The sequence below is a fragment of the Parasedimentitalea huanghaiensis genome (genome assembly GCF_009753675.1).
Taxonomy (GTDB): Bacteria; Pseudomonadota; Alphaproteobacteria; order Rhodobacterales; family Rhodobacteraceae; genus Parasedimentitalea; species Parasedimentitalea huanghaiensis.
Window position 1 is genome coordinate 238,028 of record NZ_WQLV01000001.1, and the last position, 15,678, is coordinate 253,705.

General features: G+C 51.0%; 18 protein-coding genes. 6 read left to right on the plus strand and 12 right to left on the minus strand.

The features are described 5' to 3' along the window. Positions 1-141 precede the first annotated feature (141 nt). Complete coding sequence (locus GO984_RS23780) at positions 142-264, plus strand: hypothetical protein (RefSeq protein ID WP_280818009.1); 123 nt, start codon at positions 142-144, stop codon at positions 262-264. A 370-nt stretch (positions 265-634) separates the two neighbouring features. Here the strand turns inward: GO984_RS23780 and GO984_RS01125 are convergent, their stop codons facing one another. Continuing rightward, positions 635-1,087, minus strand: a complete 453-nt coding sequence (locus tag GO984_RS01125) for an iron-sulfur cluster assembly scaffold protein (RefSeq protein WP_157020751.1) — start codon at positions 1,085-1,087, stop codon at positions 635-637. 60 nt (positions 1,088-1,147) lie between these two features. On the opposite strand from GO984_RS01125, the gene hisI reads away from it, so the two are divergent. Next, entirely contained in the window at positions 1,148-1,525 is a 378-nt protein-coding gene (hisI, locus tag GO984_RS01130; protein WP_157020752.1) for a phosphoribosyl-AMP cyclohydrolase, read from the plus strand. Positions 1,526-1,578: 53 nt separating this feature from the next. Here hisI and gluQRS read toward each other — a convergent pair whose 3' ends face one another. From gluQRS to GO984_RS01145, 3 genes are all read right to left on the minus strand, one after another. Beyond that, positions 1,579-2,517 carry a tRNA glutamyl-Q(34) synthetase GluQRS gene (gene gluQRS, locus GO984_RS01135; protein ID WP_157020753.1) on the minus strand — a complete coding sequence of 313 codons (939 nt, stop codon included), beginning with the start codon at positions 2,515-2,517 and terminating at the stop codon, positions 1,579-1,581. A gap of 25 nt (positions 2,518-2,542) precedes the next feature. Next, positions 2,543-3,886 (minus strand): methylenetetrahydrofolate--tRNA-(uracil(54)-C(5))-methyltransferase (FADH(2)-oxidizing) TrmFO, encoded by a 1,344-nt coding sequence (trmFO, locus tag GO984_RS01140; protein WP_157020754.1) that lies wholly within the window; start codon positions 3,884-3,886, stop codon positions 2,543-2,545. Between the two features lie 313 nt (positions 3,887-4,199). Then, the gene (locus GO984_RS01145) at positions 4,200-5,030 is read right to left on the minus strand and encodes an enoyl-CoA hydratase (protein ID WP_280818010.1); all 831 of its coding nucleotides are present in this window, start codon (positions 5,028-5,030) and stop codon (positions 4,200-4,202) included. A 15-nt stretch (positions 5,031-5,045) separates the two neighbouring features. On the opposite strand from GO984_RS01145, the gene GO984_RS01150 reads away from it, so the two are divergent. Further along, complete coding sequence (locus GO984_RS01150) at positions 5,046-5,474, plus strand: PaaI family thioesterase (protein WP_157020756.1); 429 nt, start codon at positions 5,046-5,048, stop codon at positions 5,472-5,474. A 164-nt stretch (positions 5,475-5,638) separates the two neighbouring features. Here the strand turns inward: GO984_RS01150 and GO984_RS01155 are convergent, their stop codons facing one another. After that, entirely contained in the window at positions 5,639-5,854 is a 216-nt protein-coding gene (locus tag GO984_RS01155) for a DUF1127 domain-containing protein (RefSeq protein WP_342448049.1), read from the minus strand. 111 nt (positions 5,855-5,965) lie between these two features. Here GO984_RS01155 and GO984_RS01160 point away from each other — a divergent pair, with 111 nt between their 5' ends. From GO984_RS01160 to rpsI, 3 genes are all read left to right on the plus strand, one after another. Further along, positions 5,966-7,369 carry an aminotransferase-like domain-containing protein gene (locus GO984_RS01160; protein WP_157020758.1) on the plus strand — a complete coding sequence of 468 codons (1,404 nt, stop codon included), beginning with the start codon at positions 5,966-5,968 and terminating at the stop codon, positions 7,367-7,369. A gap of 163 nt (positions 7,370-7,532) precedes the next feature. Beyond that, positions 7,533-7,991: a 50S ribosomal protein L13 gene (gene rplM / locus GO984_RS01165; protein ID WP_138163118.1), complete on the plus strand. Its 459-nt coding sequence runs from the start codon at positions 7,533-7,535 to the stop codon at positions 7,989-7,991. Between the two features lie 5 nt (positions 7,992-7,996). After that, positions 7,997-8,482: a 30S ribosomal protein S9 gene (gene rpsI / locus GO984_RS01170; protein ID WP_138163117.1), complete on the plus strand. Its 486-nt coding sequence runs from the start codon at positions 7,997-7,999 to the stop codon at positions 8,480-8,482. Positions 8,483-8,590: 108 nt separating this feature from the next. Here the strand turns inward: rpsI and GO984_RS01175 are convergent, their stop codons facing one another. The 7 genes from GO984_RS01175 to GO984_RS01205 form a co-directional block, all read right to left on the minus strand. Further along, a complete protein-coding gene (locus GO984_RS01175) occupies positions 8,591-9,850 on the minus strand; it encodes an alpha/beta hydrolase (protein ID WP_157020759.1) in 1,260 nt (419 codons plus the stop codon). 80 nt (positions 9,851-9,930) lie between these two features. Next, positions 9,931-10,548 carry a TetR/AcrR family transcriptional regulator gene (locus tag GO984_RS01180; protein ID WP_157020760.1) on the minus strand — a complete coding sequence of 206 codons (618 nt, stop codon included), beginning with the start codon at positions 10,546-10,548 and terminating at the stop codon, positions 9,931-9,933. Further along, positions 10,541-11,410: a polyphosphate kinase 2 gene (gene ppk2, locus GO984_RS01185; protein WP_157020761.1), complete on the minus strand. Its 870-nt coding sequence runs from the start codon at positions 11,408-11,410 to the stop codon at positions 10,541-10,543. The genes GO984_RS01180 and ppk2 overlap by 8 nt, the downstream gene beginning before the upstream one ends. A 200-nt stretch (positions 11,411-11,610) precedes the next feature. Beyond that, positions 11,611-12,528 carry a homoserine O-acetyltransferase MetA gene (metA, locus tag GO984_RS01190; protein ID WP_157020762.1) on the minus strand — a complete coding sequence of 306 codons (918 nt, stop codon included), beginning with the start codon at positions 12,526-12,528 and terminating at the stop codon, positions 11,611-11,613. A gap of 33 nt (positions 12,529-12,561) precedes the next feature. Beyond that, entirely contained in the window at positions 12,562-13,446 is an 885-nt protein-coding gene (locus tag GO984_RS01195) for an ATPase (protein ID WP_157020763.1), read from the minus strand. Between the two features lie 138 nt (positions 13,447-13,584). Further along, on the minus strand, positions 13,585-14,667 hold the full coding sequence (locus GO984_RS01200) for an outer membrane protein transport protein (RefSeq protein WP_167740174.1): 1,083 nt from the start codon (positions 14,665-14,667) through the stop codon (positions 13,585-13,587). A 121-nt stretch (positions 14,668-14,788) separates the two neighbouring features. Further along, on the minus strand, positions 14,789-15,676 hold the full coding sequence (locus tag GO984_RS01205; protein ID WP_425339635.1) for a DMT family transporter: 888 nt from the start codon (positions 15,674-15,676) through the stop codon (positions 14,789-14,791). Positions 15,677-15,678: the final 2 nt, after the last annotated feature.

Here is a 15,678-nt window from a genome sequence, read left to right on the forward strand (position 1 = left end):
GCGTCAGATCTCCTGTGACTCTTTTTGTTCTCTTTTGTTCTCTTTTGTTCTTTACAAGATGGGGCGGAATGTGAGAACAAAGGGTCAACAAGCGCCGAAGAGCGTGATCAACAGACCCAAGACAGCCCGGAGGCGCACGTTATGTTTGAACAAATCAAGAACACACTGCAGGTTTCTTCTGCCACATTGTTACAGGATGCGGTTGGTGCGGCTTCTCTTGTTGTCATGTTGGTTGTGGCTCTGCACATGCCCGGGCTTGTCTAAATACCTATTTCCTGATTGCACTCTTATGCCGGTTGCGCCTGCATCCTGTCCCAAAATGATGTTGGGGATCTCTGCCTGTCCTGATCCCACACTGGATCTACCTCATGATCCGCCGGTCGCACCCGGATCCCGCATAAGAGTGTACCCTACCGCCGCCATCTGCCCAGATGTGCGGCGGTTTTTTTCGTTTGCGCGATTAGACTTGAACAATCTTGCTGCCCATCTTGCGACAGCAATTGGGGTCGATAGATTTTACTTCGTCAACCTATTGGGACGGAAGGCAGAATTATGGCATGGAAGGCCACGTTGAAACCGTCGCTTTTTGGTCCAACATATTGTTAATGCGTAAAAACAGATTTGAGATGTCAAATTATGCGCAATTTTCTCTCGAAATCTGTTCAATAGCCTCAACGGTGGCCTCAAGTGACAACATGATTGATGCATGCCGATTTTTAAAAGCACGTGCTGGAATCAAAACTTCAAAGTCCTCAAAAGGCGCATCAGGAACAGCACCTTCTTGGGTTAGCATCTGTTTTAGCTGGTTACGGGCGGTCACAATTTCATCTTTTGTTCGGCCAAGAACAGCCGCACCAAAAACCGAAGCTGAAGCCTGACCAAGGGCGCATGCTTTAACATCCTGGCCAAACTCAGAAATCTTCCCGTCCAACATTCGCAAGTCAACTGTAACAGTTGATCCACAAAGCGGTGCACGCTTTTTAACCGTGGCATCGGGCGCACTCAAGCGTTCCAGATTGGGGATATCAGCTGCCAACGCCAAAATACGCGTGGAGTAGAGTTTGATCAGATCATTTTCACCGGACATGCGTGTTCCTTGGGCTTTCCCTAGCTAGTCGTTCTCAATACATAGGGTGCCAATATCCAGATGCAAAAGGTTTTTAGCATGTCGTTTGATCCCAGCAGTTTAACTTATAATGAAGTCGGCCTGATCCCCTGCATTGCACAGGACGAAGAGAGCGGAGAGATCTTGATGATGGCCTGGATGAATGCGGAGTCGGTGTCTCGAACTCTACAAACGAACAAGGTTACTTATTGGTCACGTTCTAGACAGTCTTTTTGGATCAAAGGAGAAAGTTCAGGCCATGTCCAACAGCTGATTGATCTACGCGTCGACTGCGACCGGGATTGTTTGTTGGCAATCGTTCGCCAGACCGGCCCTGCCTGTCACACAAACCGGCGGAGCTGTTTTTACACTTCGATTCAAGGGGATGAAGAGGTTGAGCTAATGCAGCCAATGGTGTGAATCTTTTCCTGCCAGCTTTGGAAGAAGAAACGTGGACCTGATTTCAGGTGGACTTAGTCAAGGCCAACCATTTTGCGGATGTCCTGTGGGCTGGCGCCTTCGGAGCGATATTTGGATATCGCGCGGGCGTCATCACGTTTTGCCAAGCGCTTACCAACGTCATCACGGACTAGGGGATGGTGATAATAATTCGGAGGTGAGTAGCTAAGATCGACGTCGTTTCCGATCAAGTGACCAAGAATCCGGTGGATCATCGTCGCTTCTAATAGGTCGTCGCCTCTAACTACATGGTTTACCTTTTGAGCCGTGTCATCAACCACAACCGCCAGATGATAAGCCGCTCCCATGTCTTTACGGCAAACTACAACGTCACCAATCGTGGCGAGCATTTGTTCACGCGTAAATTCATATGTTTGGGCCCGCGTATTTGCCAGAGGCCCCATTTCAATGAAGCAGGCCAGCTCTTCCGGCATTGCGGTACGCTTGGTGAACAGTTTTGATGACCAAGTAGGGTGACTTAGCGCTTTGCTTAGATTGAGACGTAGTGTCACATTTTTTGGTCTGGAATTGGTCGGGACTTCGTCAACGCCACTATGGGCTCGACAGGTGCCTGGGTAGATTAAACCATCAGGACCCAAAAGCGGTGCGCCCTCTTGAGGCGCTGATTGGGCATCACGTATGTCGCGCCGAGAGCATGTACATTCATAGAGCAATCCTTTGTCCCATAGCGCGGTTAGTGCACGATCGTATTGGGATTGGCACTCAGACTGTTTCCGACAAGGGGTGGCCCATGATAAGCCGAGCCAACTAAGATCCTCGTAAATCTGCTCTTCCCAATGTTCACGCGCGCGCGACTGGTCAAGATCATCTATCCGCAGCAGAAAATCACCGCCTTCTGCAACAGACATATCATGAGCGAGCATAGCTGAGTAAGCATGGCCCAAATGTAAAGGGCCGGTGGGGGACGGCGCAAATCGAGTGATTAACTTCATAGAATCCCCCCCCCCGGTTTCAAGTTCAGGAAAAGTTTCCAAGCCATTCCGACCAAACAATTTTTGCTCGATCTGTATATGCTTTGTAACGATCTTTACGGCCTCGGCGACCACCTTTCAAACCTTCGACGGGTTGGAACAATCCAAAGTTCACGTTCATTGGCTGAAAGGTCTTTGCCTCCGCGCCACCGGTGATGTGGTGGATAAGTGCGCCCATGGCGCTATTTTGCGGAACAGTTGGTATGTCATGGTCAAGGATTTCTGCGGCGGCCATGCGGCCGGCCAAGAGCCCCATTGCAGCGCTCTCGACATAGCCCTCAACTCCAGTGATCTGCCCGGCAAACCGAATATTAGGTTTTGATTTCAGGCGCATCTGCTGGTCAAGCAATGTAGGGGAGTTCAGGAACGTGTTGCGATGGATTCCTCCAAGGCGGGCAAACTGTGCCTCCTGCAGCCCAGGGATCATCCGCAACACCCGCGTTTGAGCGCCGTACTTCATTTTTGTCTGAAAACCTACAATATTGTACAATGTTGCCAGCTTGTTATCCCGCCGCAACTGCACCACCGCATATGCCTTCTCGTCGGGTTTGTGACTGTTGGTAAGGCCAACTGGTTTCATTGGCCCAAAGCGAAGTGTCTCTCGGCCGCGTTCCGCCATGACCTCAATTGGCAAGCAGCCATCGAAATAGCCCGCTGTTTCACCTTCATGAAATTCTGTTTTTTCAGCGACAAGCAGGGCGTCGATAAATGCCTCATACTGATCTTTGGTCATCGGACAGTTGAGGTAAGCGGTGCGCTCTTCTTCTGTCTCACCTTTGTCATAGCGCGATTGCATCCATGCCTGCGACATGTCGATGCTGTCCGCATATAAAATTGGGGCGATTGCATCAAAAAACGCCAGTGCTTCGGCACCGGTCTCAGCTTGAATCGCCTGTCCTAAAGCGGAGGATGTCAGTGGCCCAGTAGCAAAGATCCAGTGGCCATCATCTGGAAGTTCGGTGACTTCGTCGTAGGATACAGAAATATTGGCGTGGCTAGTTAACTTGTCAGTTACGGTCTGAGCAAAAGGCTCGCGGTCAACGGCAAGCGCACCACCGGCCGGCAGGCGGTGTTGATCTGCGGTGGCCATGATCAACCCGTTTGCAGCGCGCATTTCCCAATGTAACAGGCCAACAGCGTTTTGTTCGTCATCATCCGAGCGGAAGGAGTTCGAGCAAACCATTTCGCCCAGGTTTCCGGTCTGGTGTGCAAAGGTTTCAACTTTGGGCCGCATTTCGTGGATTACCACTGAAACGCCCATATTTGCAGCCTGCCAGGCTGCTTCGGACCCGGCCATGCCGCCGCCCACGATATGCAATGTCTGTGTCATGAACTCGACATAGGGCAGGGGGCGATCCAGCGCAATATGGCCCGCGTGGATAAGAGGTGGTCGGGATCAAGTAGACCAAACCCAAGGCTGTAGGTTCTGCAATTTGGGGAAGGGAACATTTGGGGTCGCTGCTGCAGGAATGTCGAACCGGGGAGAGACCGGTTTGGAGGGACCTTCCACAGGCAGCGACCCAAATTGTGACCGGACGATGTGCCCTGCCCAATCATTGCCATGTTCTTGCCTTTATTAAAAGGCCCGATATGGAAACAATACGCACCGAAACGTAAACAAAGACTAAAATTTTACAAAAACTTTAATCCACCTGCCAGTTGGGGGGTCTTTTTTCTGCAAAAGCCTCCATCCCTTCGACCGTGTCTTGGTCGAGCAGGTTCTCAACGATGACTTCGCTTGTATAGGCATAGGCCTGATCCAATGGCATTTGAAGTTGTTGATAAAAGGCTCGCTTGCCTATTTTGACTGCTGTTCTCAACTTACTAGCAATGGTCGTTGCAAGTTTTAGTGCCTCGCTTTCTAGCTCCTCGACGGGGACGGCGCGGTTGATCAGGCCCAGATCTGCTGCACGGGATGCAGAGATAAAATCACCAGTTGTTAATAGTTCAAAGGCCTGTTTTCTGGGAATGTTCCGTGACAGGGCGACCATAGGGGTCGAGCAGAACAGGCCAATATTGACGCCGTTGACGCCAAATTTTGTGTCTTCTGCTGCGACGGCCAGATCACAGGAGGCAACCAATTGACAGCCCGCTGCGGTGGCAATTCCGTGAACTTGTGCGATGACGACCTGTGGAAGCGATTGAAGTCCCATCATCACGGCGGTGCAGCGTGCAAACAGATCCCGATAGTAGGCTTTACCACCATCTTCTTCGCCTCGGGCGGCGTTCATCTGTTTGATATCATGTCCGGCGCAAAAACCTTTGCCGACCCCAGATAAAATGACCACTTTGATTGTGCTTTCCTTGTGCAGCGAATCAATTTGCATCTGCAGGGCTGCCAACATTTCGTCAGATAGGGCGTTTAGTTTTTGCGGTGTATTCATAACTAGATGGGCAATTGAGCCCGTGTCGTGACGTCGTAAAATTGTCATCTTGCTCTCCTCGTCGTGCCTGTCCAACCTTAGGTGGCGCATGACCGGGAGGATAGTATGGGCTTGCAAATGGATGCAGCGGAGTTGGCGAAATTTCTGGACCAAGTGTTTCCACAGGTGCGGGGGGAGTTTCTTGTTGAGGCGCTGGAGGAAGAAAAAATCCTCATGCGGCTTTGTGTACAAGATAAGCATCTACGCCCTGGAGGTACGGTTTCTGGTCCATCGATGTTTGCATTGGCGGATTGTGCGGCTTACGCCATGACATTGGCTCGAATTGGCGAACAGGCGCTGGCGGTTACCACGGGCTGTTCAATGGACTTTATGCGTAAACCCGCAGCCGGTTCCGACTTGTTGGCTACCTGTTCGTTGCTGAAGTTGGGTCGAACTTTGGCGGTCTGTGACATTTTGATACATTCCGTCGGAATGCAGGCGCCAGTGGCGCGTGCCAGCATGACATATTCAATTCCTCCAAACCGATCAGTCTAATTGGTGCAGATCGGTGCACTGTTACTTCATCTCAAAATGTTTAGCCTTAAACGATAATGGTATTAAGGTGAGCGATTTTCAAAAAAGGCTTGCACTTCCCTTACCGAGATAAAAAAGGGCCGGGGTTTCCCCCGGCCATGTAGTGGTTCTGGTGTCCCTGGGGATCAAGGGCGCCAGAACGGAAGAGTGGCTTGATAATGGGCTTCGGCGCGGCTGAGGCCGATGTCATCCAGTTGTGTTTGAGTTAGACGGCGCAGATGTTTTCGTGTTCTCTTACGCAGGCTCCACTTGGTAATGAGCACAGCAAAGGTGACGGCCAGCTGCGCTAACACCGGTAAAGCCGGGCGGCTAACCAGAAAGGACATGTTAGACTGAGTCATGTGAGCGTGCTGTACCATGGTGTGCTCCAATATTGTGTTGATACAATCCTGCGAGTGTGTTACTTGTTTTTGATACAAAGCGGAAAATGTATTGTCCATGGAAGGATTGTAATGAGTACAATTTGGCCTCATGACCTTGGTGATACCAAAGGTCCGAAGTATAAGAAGCTGGCTGATACAATCCGTTCGGCTGTTGGTTCAGGGACCTTGTCGATCGGTGCAAAGCTGCCGCCGGTGCGCGAATTGTCATATCAACTGGGTATTACCCCTGGGACGGTAGCGCGCGCATATTCAATTTTAACCGAAGAAGGCCTTTTGCAAGCCGAAGTTGGCCGTGGAACGTTTGTTGCAGCCGCCAAAAAGCCTGTGCTTGATGATGTATGGGCAAGGCAATTGCATATTCACGAGATCAAAAATCCTGGACACATCAGCCTGTTTAGTCCTCGAATTCCAGATGTTGGGCAGGTTGCAGCGATGCGGGATGCGTTGAGGTTGGTTGCGCAAGGGCCTGATTTGGCCTTTCTAAGCTATCCAACACGAGACGCCTATACCCCATTGCGTGAGGCGGTGGTGAATTGGTTGTCGGAGCTTCCATTGGGAAGCTTGAGTGAACAGGAGGTTGTGTTGACCCATGGTGGGCAAAGTGGCCTGATGGTCGTCATGCAGGCTTTGTTGCGGGGGCCGCAACCAACCATTTTGGTCGAAGATTTATCATATGCTGGTTTTCGACGTGCCGCAGAACTTCTTCGTGCGCAAGTGGTTGGGGTTGAAATGGACGAATGTGGCATTCTGCCCGATGCACTGGAAAAAGCAGCCCGTAAAACTGGAGCACTGGTCCTTTGTACCAGTCCAGAAGTGCACAATCCGACCGGATTGTACACACCTTTAGAAAGACGGCAGGAGATTGTACGGATCGCACGTCGTCATGGCATTCAGATTATCGAAGATGACTGTTATCGTATGGGCGATCCAAGAGCGCCAAGTTACCGTGCTCTGGCACCTGAGCTGGGGTGGCATGTCAGTTCAATCTCAAAATCCTTGACCCCAGCCTTACGAATTGGCTTTGCTCTGGCGCCCCAAGGGCGAGGCCCAGACCTGCGCAGGGTGGCTGAGCATGGCTATTTTGGCCTGGCACAGCCACTTGCGGCGCTAAGTTGCATTCTTTTAGGCGACCCAAAAACCAAAGATCTGGTGCGGGCAGTTCAAAAAGAGATGGCGCGCTATATACGTGTCGCTGTGAACGCGCTGGGTGGGTTTGATCTGACTTGGGATGATCAGGTACCATTTGTATGGTTGAGGCTGCCTGCTGGTTGGCGTTCGGCTGCCTTTAGCCGCGCGGCTGCGGCGCAGGGGGTGCAGATCCGATCAGCGGATGAATTTGCACTTCGTGATGGCCGTGCACCCAATGCCGTACGTATTGCGATAAATGCTCACGTGTCTTTAGCAGAGTTTGAAAGTGCAATGCTGCGGTTGAGGGCACTCTTGGATAGCCCTCTTGAGCAAATTAGCGTTTAGGGGTGGGGTAGTATAATACCTATTTTGTAACATATTGAAAACACGTGGTTTAATATCAATTAGTGTGGTTGACTGGTGTGCAGGATAGCCGTAAACCCCGGTAATCGAATTCGAATGACGGACTTGCTCTGTTGTTTCTAACGTCAAACAGGATTTACCTGCCATGAAAACCTTTTCTGCTACCCCAGCAGACATCGAGAAGAAATGGATCATCATCGACGCCGAAGGCGTGGTGCTGGGCCGTCTTGCCTCGATTGTAGCCATGCGTCTGCGTGGCAAGCACAAGCCGTCCTTCACTCCTCACATGGATTGTGGTGACAATGTCATCGTCATCAATGCTGATAAAGTGCAGATGACTGGCAAAAAACGCGAAGAAAACTTCTATTGGCACACCGGTCACCCGGGTGGCATCAAGTCGCGCACCAAGCAGCAGATCCTCGAGGGTAAGCACCCCGAGCGCGTCATGATCCAAGCGGTCAAGCGCATGTTGCCGGGCAATAAGCTCAGCCGCCAGCTGATGACAAACCTGCGTGTGTACGCTGGTGCCGAGCATCCCCATGAGGCGCAAAGCCCCGACGTTCTGGACGTAAAGTCCATGAACAAGAAAAACACCCGGAGCTAATGTAGATGTCTGATCAGATCAACACTCTCGAAGAGCTGAGCGCCGTTGCTGGCGTTGAAGCCGTCGCCGAAGACATCATCGCACGTGAGCCTGTGCGTGATGAACTGGGCCGTTCCTATGCAACCGGTAAGCGTAAAGACGCTGTTGCCCGCGTATGGATCAAGCCGGGTTCCGGCAAGGTCACCGTTAACGGCCGTGAAATCAATGTGTATTTTGCACGCCCGGTTCTGCAGATGATCCTGCGTCAGCCGTTCCAGATTTCTGGCACAGAAGACCAGTTTGATGTCTATGCTACCGTTAAAGGTGGCGGTCTGTCCGGCCAGGCCGGCGCAGTCAAGCACGGCATTTCTAAAGCTTTGCAGCTGTACGATCCCAGCCTGCGTGGCGCACTGAAGGCTGCTGGCTTCCTGACCCGTGACTCGCGCGTTGTAGAACGTAAGAAATACGGTAAAGCCAAAGCCCGGAAGAGTTTCCAGTTCTCCAAGCGTTAAGTTTAGAACATATCTTATTGAAAAGGCCACGCAATTTGCGTGGCCTTTTTGTTTGGTGCAACAGTAATGTTTGGATTTTTTGATGGGGTCCACTGACATCCGGGTGGATTAGTAGGCTGTTAGCCCAGACTTTAGGCGTTGGGGGTAGTCGGTTGGGAACTGCCATACCGCACTGTCTTGCACCCGTGCTAAGCCTCGTGCCGCTGGAGAAAGCCCTTTGAGGAGAGACACAAAAATGTCGCTGCTGGCCCAAGGGGAGGATCGAAAATACCAATGACCGTTGCCCAAATCAGCCCCCAACGCATTGCTGGCATCAATGAGCGACAATCGTGGCTCTGCCTTCAGGAGATCTTCAATTCCAGAGGGGACTTCATCCTTGGCCGCGACTTGACCTAATCGATTTCGCCCAAACATGATTCGGCTGAGGTTTAATGCGGCATCGCTACTAGACATATAGATCGTTAAGTGGTCCATGCCCTCCAGCAACCCATCCGCAAGTGCTTGTGTGAAATAAGTACGGTCTAGGTCACTGCCAATTAGGATCACTTGGCCCAACTTTGCCTGTCGTTTTCCGGAAGCTTGATTTTGCAGTGCAATTTGGTAGGCAACTTCAAACACCAATCTGGAACCAGCGCTATAGCCGATCAGATGAATCCGTTGGGCTTGGGTTTTGTCTGATAAGAGTTCAACCAGCTTTCGCAAATTCCGGCGTGTGGCCCCTGCGGTTTCCAGATCTCTAATGTATGCCAGCCGACTTGGTGTCGCTGGCCAGTTGTAGCTGATAAAAGCCCCCTGATAGCCTAGAAAATGCTGCAGCTCCTTGGACACCAAAGTTGGGTATTCAAAGTCGACATTATAGCCGTGAACGTAGATAAACACGTCCTGGTTTCCGGACTGTGCTAGCTGCCGATCTATGCTTTGTGTGAAGTTCCTGGCTGCTTCACGTGTGGCTTGTTCGGGCAGCGGGTGTCCCTGTTCATCTGCCGATGAAAATGGCATTGGCCCGAATTCATGCACTGCAGATACGCGAAGGGTCCGCGCAATGTCACGTTCTGCCGTTTGGGAGATCTGCTGTAAATCCTGCCAACTTGTTGCCGGTGGCGTCATTTTCACATCTACAAGCCCAGTTCGTAGCGCAATACCTCGGTCATTGGCGTAATAGGTCTGTTTGTCGCTTGTTCCGGCTACCCGGCGATCAGTGGCATAAAACAGTTGAGTATGAGACAGAACTTGCCGTGCTGCTTGGTTGTTAAACGGATCCAAATCGCCTTCTACATAAACTGTGGGCGAAGGCATAAGCTCTAGTTCGTTATACACATTTTCGCCGCATCCAGACAAAAGCAGGCCCATTGCAACCCAACGGGTCATTCGCGAAACCGCTGTTGGACAGGAGGAGGGCAAGCGGTACAAAATCTGAATCACAGGGTGCTCGTCTAATTAAATGAGTACTAAGTATCGGGGTCTATCAGCCCTAAGCCACGCAAATAAATGCCGATACCTGACTCCAACAAATCTTCTGGTGAGAATGGCGACGCGGTACCTGGTGTGTTTCGGGCATATAGCTCCACCACCCCATGGCTAAGTGCCAAGATATGGGCAGAAAACATCGAAGCTGGTGGTCGCTTATGCAATGGAATATGTTCGCATAGCTCAGTGGCAGCGCGTTCTAATATACCTCGGGCACGGGCTGCGGCATCAGCGAGTTCCGGTGTTCTGTTGACGGAAATACCACTTTCAAACATAGAAATGTAGTGACCGGGGTGTTTGCGGGCAAATGCAAGATAGGCACGGCCAGTGGATTCGAAAGCCGCCAATGCCGAAGGCTGGCCTTTATCATATGCATATTGCATTAGATCGGCGAACATCGAAAAACCTTGGCGTGCAGCTTCCGCAATCAAGTCTTCGCGGCCTTCAAAATGCCGGTAAACTGCTGCGGGCGTTACACCTGCTTGCTTAGCTGCTTCGGACAGGGTGAACCCGGTTGGTCCCTTGATCTCAATTAGTCGCAAAGCGGCCTCGACCAGGGCTTGGCGCAAGTTTCCGTGATGATAACCTCTCTTAGGCATTCCAGATATCCAACCCTCCACAGATTGTTTTATCAACCGTTCCAAGGGCTTTATCGTCTTTGTTATCGTAATCAAGTTCGGAAAGCACGTGCCGTATAGCCGCAAGACGAGCCCGTTTTTTGTCCTCGGACTTGATCACCGTCCATGGTGCTTCCTGGCTATGTGTGCGCTCTAACGTTTCTGTAATTGCCACGGTATAGTCGTCCCAGCGTTCCAGCCCATTGATGTCGATCGGGCTGAGTTTCCATTGCTTCAGGGGATCTTTCTCACGTTTCAAAAATCGCTGTAACTGTTCGGCACGCCCAACATTCAGCCAAATTTTGAACAGCTTGATCCCGTCATCTACCAGTGCTCGCTCAAATCCGTCGACCTGACGAAAGAAACGCTCTCGCTGATCATCACTGCAAAAGCCAAACACCTTTTCAACAACACCGCGATTATACCAGCTTCGATCGAAAAAGGTGATTTCGCCCCCTGACGGAAGGTGGTCTATGTAACGTTGGAAATACCATTGCGTTTGTTCGGCTTCTGAGGGCTTAGCAAGGGCGACTACACGAGCTCCTCGAGGGTTAAGGTTCTCTCGAAACCGCTTGATTGTACTGCCTTTACCAGCAGCATCACGACCTTCAAACAGCACTGCAACGCGTTGACCTGATTGTTTGATCCAAGCCTGCATTTTAACAAGTTCAATTTGCAAACTGGCCATGTCACGCTCGTAATTTTTTCGGTTTAGCCTGACAGAGTGCGGATAGTTCTGGTCCAATATTTTGCCTTTACCCGCAGTCCGGATAGCATCTCGAACTTCAATTGGAGCAGCGTCTTCGTAGTAGGCACTGATGGCACCGTTGAATGGCAATTGCATGTTGAAAACCTTCCTGACCTCAATCCCTTATATGGTAACCGCTGGGAAAATGTGAATCGCTTTGACGTAATTGTGCATGTCATCATCTGGCCAGGACATGGCTGAGATCATTTTGTTCAGTCTGCCCGTGTGAATTCAGCGAGACAACTGGAAGATGAAGTTGGGCACGTAACTATCTTGTTCCTGCTGAAAAATTCGACTTACTTACCAATATTGGCCATGTCATATGGAGTGGTTTGATAGATCTCATTGATCCAGTTTCCATACAGCAGATGCGCATTGCTGCGCCAACGATTCAGAGGTTTTTGATTGGGGTCATCATCTGGGTAATAGTTGACTGGCACATTGATTGCAGAGCCCTCAGCTATATCTCGATCGTATTCTTGTTTCAGGCTATCACTGTCATATTCAAAATGGTTGAATATGAATAACGCGCGGTGGTCTGGATCCTGGATCAAGCAGGGGCCTACCTCTGCGCTTCCAAGCAAGGTGTGTAGCCCAGGGCAGGCATCAACTTCCTGTTGGCGAATTTCGGTCCATCTGGACACCGGAACAACGAAATCGTCGGAAAACCCCCGCAGATATGGCGAGGCTGGGGCCAAGTTTTGATGCCGAAAGCAGCCAAACGCTTTTTGGTCAAGGCTGTGTTTTTGTACGCCATGAAAGTGATTGATCATGGCCATCCCACCCCAGCAGACGCCAAACGTAGAATGCACATTCGTTTGTGTCCATTCGAACACTTCGCGCATCTCATCCCAATAGGTCACTTCCGAGAATTCAAGGTGCTCAATTGGGGCGCCGGTAATAATGACACCGTCAAACTTGCGATCCCGTACTTCCGAGAAAGGCTGATAGAATTCGGCCATGTGCTCTGCTGCTGTATTTCGGGTACGGTGTTCGCTCATGCGGATCAAGGTCAGATCTATCTGCAACGGCGTTGCACCAATCAAGCGAGCAAACTGATTTTCGGTCTGGATCTTCTTGGGCATCAGATTCAACAAGGCAATTTTTAGCGGCCGTATGTCCTGACGTGCCGCCTGATCCGGCGACATCACCATCACACCTTCGTTCGTGAGAACGTCATAGGCGGGCAGGTCAGACGGTATTTTAATTGGCATGTCAGTATCTCGGTTGTCAGTTGGAAAAGATAGTTAGGTGGTTTGTGTTCGGCTCTCAAGAGCAGCATCGATAGCACGAGCAATCAGGTCGGTGAAGCTCGCCTGATTTGTCGCCGATGCGATTTGGTCGGCGGTGACTGTTACGCCCCAATTTTCCGCCATCGCGGCGTATCGCGGTTGTCTATGCGCAAGCGCCCGAGCGTAGGTCGAGCGGATAAAATCATCGGGATCAACTTCGTCTTCAGTGATGTTGTTTTCAAATAGATATTCATTCCAGCACTGCGTCAAAAACTCTGGCTGATAAGACATCGGTTTTGGGGCGCGGTCGAAACGGCGCACCAGTTCGGCGGTATGGTCGTCGTCGCCTTTTATCCAGACCATCAGGGCGTGTTTGGAGAGTTCAGCAAGAACCGGATCCTTAGGATCCATGGTATCGACCCACTCGCAGATTGACCCACCTGTGTCGCAGATGAAATTGTCATAGCCGTAAAGCCGTTGCGCTCTGTCAATAAAGTACTCGGTGTCCAACAGTGCGTGAACTTCGGCCAAACGGAATTGTTCCTGGCGCCGTCGATATTCGCTGATTTCCATCCCGCCCTTGGCCACGCCGCCGGGCTTCCCCAGATAACTTGCCACCGGTGTCAGGTTCTCAAAGCTGATATTTGAGCCAATGTAGATCGAATCCGACAACAAAAGATCGCGCAGAAACGGCACTTTCATGGCCTCAGCCTTGGCATTGTCCGCGATGTATTCGCCCATATAGCGCGTGCCAATGCGATAATCGATCGAGTAGTGAAACCATTGTCCAGCATCTCGCAGCATGTTGCTGACATGGGTTTTACCCAGACCAGACATGCCGAAAAACAAAACACGTTTGCTGGGCGCATCACGCCAGTCTTGTGCAGATGAGTAGAGCATGATGTCTGGCGTCCTTTTAGTGTTCAACCTTGCTAGCCAGTGCTGGTCGCGGGGTCAATCTCTGGCCTAAACCCGCTTAAACCAAAAAACACCCCGCTGCGATACGGGGCGTTTCTGAAACTGTGCTGATACGAGTGGTTAAAAGCGAAAGCCAACTTTGATCCCGGCACCAAAGGATGAGTTGTCGGTAAAGGATGAAGTAAGGAGTGGCGATTTGTTCACCACTGTGGTGGCACTGCCGATACGAGTGTAGTTAATCCCGCCAGACACCACCATGTTGTCCATTGTATAGCGCAGGCCCAGCGTCACACCAAGGCGCCCATCCGTTGGCCCCAAGTTTGAAACTGTGTCGCCGTGGGTCTTTTCATAGGTGATCGCAACCGAACCAGACAGATTTTCTGTCAACTTTCGACCAACACCGATTGTATAGGTGAAAGTATCATTTTTGAACGAAACCAGTGGGTCACCGGTCGCTCCTTTATAAGCGACGGGTGCAATTTCAAAAGCTGACCAGTCCACCCAACGCACACCACCAAACAACAAAGTGCCTTCGGCGATGCCAGTCTGAAAATCTAAATTTACAGCCTGCGGTGTGTCAGTACTGGTGACAGAGTTGGTTGGCGAGCCAGCTAAGACTTCTGTGGTATCCATTTCATGTTTGATCTTGGAGAAATATGTAAGCGCAACACGCAGCGCGATTTCTGGTTTTTCGTAAGCAACCCCAACCAAATACCCAACGCCGGTGTCTCGCTCACCGTTTGCAGTGTACGTCAGGACCGGAATTGACGCCTTTGCCTCTAACGTTTGAACGCGCAGACCAGCATGCACGCTTAATCCGGTGTCCAATTTGTATCGCAGTATCCCGCTCACCGCGTGCGTGTTTAGCTCGGCTGTTGATCCTTGGAAAATGTAGCCTGTCCCCGAAGGATAGGCCACGTCCGCACCGTAGGGCTGGTCGTAGATTATGGCAAAGCTAAATTGATCATTGATATCACGCTTGTAGCTGGCCCCGAGCTGTGGATACCTCTTCGACATGTCCCCTGATGAGCTGCCGAGTGCTGTGCCTGATACATCCGGCGAAACGCTCCCAAAAGAGATCTCTGCATAGTTTCCCGTTTCAAACAGAACACTGATGTTCTGTCCTGACCGACCTGTCCCACCGGCCGATGCGGCACCCGATATCAGCGCCAGCAAAGCTGACGTTGCAAGATAATGTTTCACAATTTCCCCCATCAGACCTTTGTCTGCATTGTTGTTGGGTGAAACTAGCGAACATCATTTCTTTAGATCAATGTTGACGAGACGGAAGCTTTGTCAGCCAGTTGAAAAACAGCGATCTTGATCAGGTATTTTGGGGTCTTTTCGGCGTTTTTGCATCCATAATATTCAAGTAGTTAGCGCCAAATATGACAATTGCGCCACACAATACCCAAAGATCCAACGGTTCACTATAGAGAAGCATACCCAGTATGGCGATAACCGGTAGGCGTGTGAAGTCAATTGGAACCACTACCGTTGCGGGTGCTACTGCCAAGGCGTTTGTGAGGCAGTAATGCGCTGTTAGCCCTGCAACGCCAATCAAGACCAATAATGGTGCGGTGGATGCGCTGGGGAGAGCAATCTCGCCATCATATCCAGAAGCAATCAACCCCATGACCAGCTGCATGGAGGTGAGCCAGAACAGGATGGAACCGATACGTTCCACCTGAGTTAGGCGTTTGGTCAGCAAATTTGTCAGTGCGAAAAAAATGGCGGATCCCGCCGCAGCCATGACCCCGGCATTTATGGTGTCAGGGCTTGGCCGGGTCACGATCAGGATACCAATGAACCCGATCAGGGCCGAGATTGCACGGGCAGATGTCAGCCGCTCTCCGACGATCAAGGGGGCGAGTACCAGCACCCACAGGGGGGAGGTGAATTCCAACGCAAAAACCTGAGCCAGCGGGATAATCGTGACAGCAAAAAACCAAAGGTTTTGACCGGTGAAATGGGCTGCGTTCCGGATAAGGTGCGGACCCAAACGTTGGCCGGATACCTGTTTCCAGCTTCCTGTGACCGTCAATACACCTACAACGATAATCAAACCAATCAGACTTCGATAGGTCATGATTTCAAAGGTATCGAGCGATGATCCTGCTTCACGACCTGCGATAGCCATTGCTGAGAATGAAGCAATGGCACCAGTCATCCACAGCGCCGCCCGCCCGATCTGGACCGGTTGATCTGACATTT